This window comes from Pacificibacter marinus (assembly GCF_900109555.1).
Classification (GTDB): Bacteria; Pseudomonadota; Alphaproteobacteria; order Rhodobacterales; family Rhodobacteraceae; genus Celeribacter; species Celeribacter marinus_C.
The window spans coordinates 1-2,158 of the sequence record NZ_FNZV01000039.1 but is presented as its reverse complement, the minus strand read 5'-3'; the positions used below and the strand labels follow the sequence as shown (position 1 = coordinate 2,158).

General features: G+C 52.2%; 3 protein-coding genes. 2 read left to right on the top strand and 1 reads right to left on the bottom strand.

The features are described from left to right. Window positions 1–539: 539 nt before the first annotated feature. Window positions 540–827 carry a helix-turn-helix transcriptional regulator gene (locus BM025_RS19795; RefSeq protein ID WP_170842247.1) on the bottom strand — a complete coding sequence of 96 codons (288 nt, stop codon included), beginning with the start codon at window positions 825–827 and terminating at the stop codon, window positions 540–542. Window positions 828–914: 87 nt separating this feature from the next. Between BM025_RS19795 and BM025_RS18790 the strand changes: the two genes are divergently transcribed. Continuing rightward, window positions 915–1,151 carry a hypothetical protein gene (locus tag BM025_RS18790; protein WP_085850893.1) on the top strand — a complete coding sequence of 79 codons (237 nt, stop codon included), beginning with the start codon at window positions 915–917 and terminating at the stop codon, window positions 1,149–1,151. 204 nt (window positions 1,152–1,355) lie between these two features. Continuing rightward, window positions 1,356–1,829: a hypothetical protein gene (locus BM025_RS18785; protein ID WP_085850894.1), complete on the top strand. Its 474-nt coding sequence runs from the start codon at window positions 1,356–1,358 to the stop codon at window positions 1,827–1,829. Window positions 1,830–2,158: the final 329 nt, after the last annotated feature.

Genomic DNA, 2,158 nt, shown 5'->3' with positions numbered 1-2,158 from the left:
GCCTTTGAGTGAAAAGTCTGTGTGTTGAATGCGGGACATGGGTCTCTCCATCATGAAATTCCGCGATCTGCCTGTGGCGTCTTCGGCGGGTGATGGGGGTAACGTATGACCAGTTATTGGTCAATGCAACATAAAAATGACCAATAATTTGTCATATATGATTCTGACGTGCTATCCAGACAAAAGAAAACCCGCGTTGAGCGGGTTGCTTGGAGGCTTAAGTTGGTAGGTTAATGGCGTCTTGCCTCTGAGGGAGGGTGAGCGCTTTAGGCATGTTCGGTAGTTTTTGTGCTAAATCTGTGTTGAGCCCCACGGGGCTGAAAATCCTTTTGTTTTTAACCGTCTTCACCAAATTCAACCGCGGATGCATTTTTGTTCGAATTGATCATTTGGTGGTAGATCTATTTGGTCGATCTTAAAAGTTGACTCTTTAGGTCAATGTTTCCATTTTGTTCCTATGTTGTGGGGGGCTACATTTTGAAAAATTGGCGTTTAGATTTAATAATAAGAACAGCTAGCGAAACTGGTTTCACGATAGATTATTTGGAGTGTCTTTCATCAGGACTTTCGCGCCAAGCCTGTCTCAGACTCATGGGTAATGCATCGTCTATGCCCTCATACATGAAGTCGAGTGACAATCCGAATGTTCTGCGTAAGGCGAGCCCGCCATCTAGGGATAAGCGGTAATCACCACTCTCCCAGTTGTTTAGTGAAGATCGGGTGATGCCGGCTTTGGCTGCGTAGGTCTTCTGATCTAACCCCATGAGGGAGCGATGCCACTTAATGCGGTATGCAATTTCTGCGAATGGTCTGTTCTGTGTTGTCATGCCCTCATTTATGGCATGACCATTAAATTGTCGCGAGGGTGTCTCGCCTGTCTTGACTAATGACCATTTGCTGGTCATTGTGCGGACATGAGCAAAGAGAAAATTAAAGAAATCATCGCAGCTGTTGGAGCTGAAGCAGTACAGAAGCGTCTTGACGTTTCAGTGTTCGCAATTCGCCACGCAAAGCGTGACGGACGTTTTGCTGCCAGTTGGTACATTCCTCTACGCGAGATGTGTGAGGAGGTGGGAGTCGATTGTCCTGAAAGCCTATTCAATTGGAAATCCTCCATGCCTAGCCCCCTTACTTCGGAGGTGGCGCAGTGATGTTTGGTGCCTGTCTTCCATTTTTGGTCTTTCGCACAATTCGACTGGCAGCATATGCGAACCTGAAGGGGCGTAATGCGTGTCGTTACGCTTTGTTTGAGTTACTTGTGGGGGTGCGCATTGAGTGCTTCCCACCCTTCACTTGCCCCCAAATTGCCACCTCGGTCGCGGTCCGTCTTGTGAAATGCCCAAAGGAGTTATCACATGCGCTACACTAGACCCGGAAGCATCCAGAATGCGGTGCGCGAAGCTTATGGCGCGGTTGGCGGATTGGAAAACGCGTCGACTGACCTCGGGATCGGCGTCTCAACCTTATCCTACGGGACGGAACGCAGCGACCATCGCCCCGGCGGGATCGGGGTGAATTACCTTGATGGCTTGGGACGGATTGAGCCGCGCGCGGCGGTCCCGATTGCGCAGCATTTTGCGACGCTGGCAGGCGGGGTGTTTCAGCCCGTCGATCTGGATGGCGTGACAGCCTCGGATGTCTACCGCATCGCCAAAGAATTCTCGGACGTGTTGACCAAGGATGCCGAGGCGCATTCCAAGTCGTCGATTGATCCGAAGGGGTACACCGCCAAAGAAGCCGGAGAACAGCTGGTCGAGTTGGATGAGCTGATTGCGGTGGCGGTGAGTTTTCGGGCTGCTCTGCGCGAAAAGACTGAGGTGGCACGATGAGTGTTGCCTCACTGACGGGTTCCTACGCGATTGACGAAATAGGCCAGCGACTGCTCGCGCGGCCTGTGTCTCATCGCGCAACTTTGCACACCGTTGTGTGTGCAACAGGTCGGGGGCTTCGTGCCCTCGGCCTCTTTTATTCACAGTTTCGGGATTTCGGCCGCCTCCTCCCCCTTGAGGCCGAAATAGGGCGCGCGCTTTGTGGGCGAAGTGCGCGCTCGTTTTTACAGTCCTCGCGCGGGTCAGAAAGGCTTTGGCATGACATTTGAAGAGCAACTCAAAACATGCGCGCGGGTGGCGCGGCAAGGGCGGCAGGTTGCGTTTATCGT

Bases quoted from the DNA above. Each gene is read 5' to 3' on its own strand.
- BM025_RS19795 (WP_170842247.1), bottom strand. From the start codon at position 827: ATGACAACACAGAACAGACCATTCGCAGAAATTGCATACCGCATTAAG.
- BM025_RS18790 (WP_085850893.1), top strand. From the start codon at position 915: ATGAGCAAAGAGAAAATTAAAGAAATCATCGCAGCTGTTGGAGCTGAA.
- BM025_RS18785 (WP_085850894.1), top strand. From the start codon at position 1,356: ATGCGCTACACTAGACCCGGAAGCATCCAGAATGCGGTGCGCGAAGCT.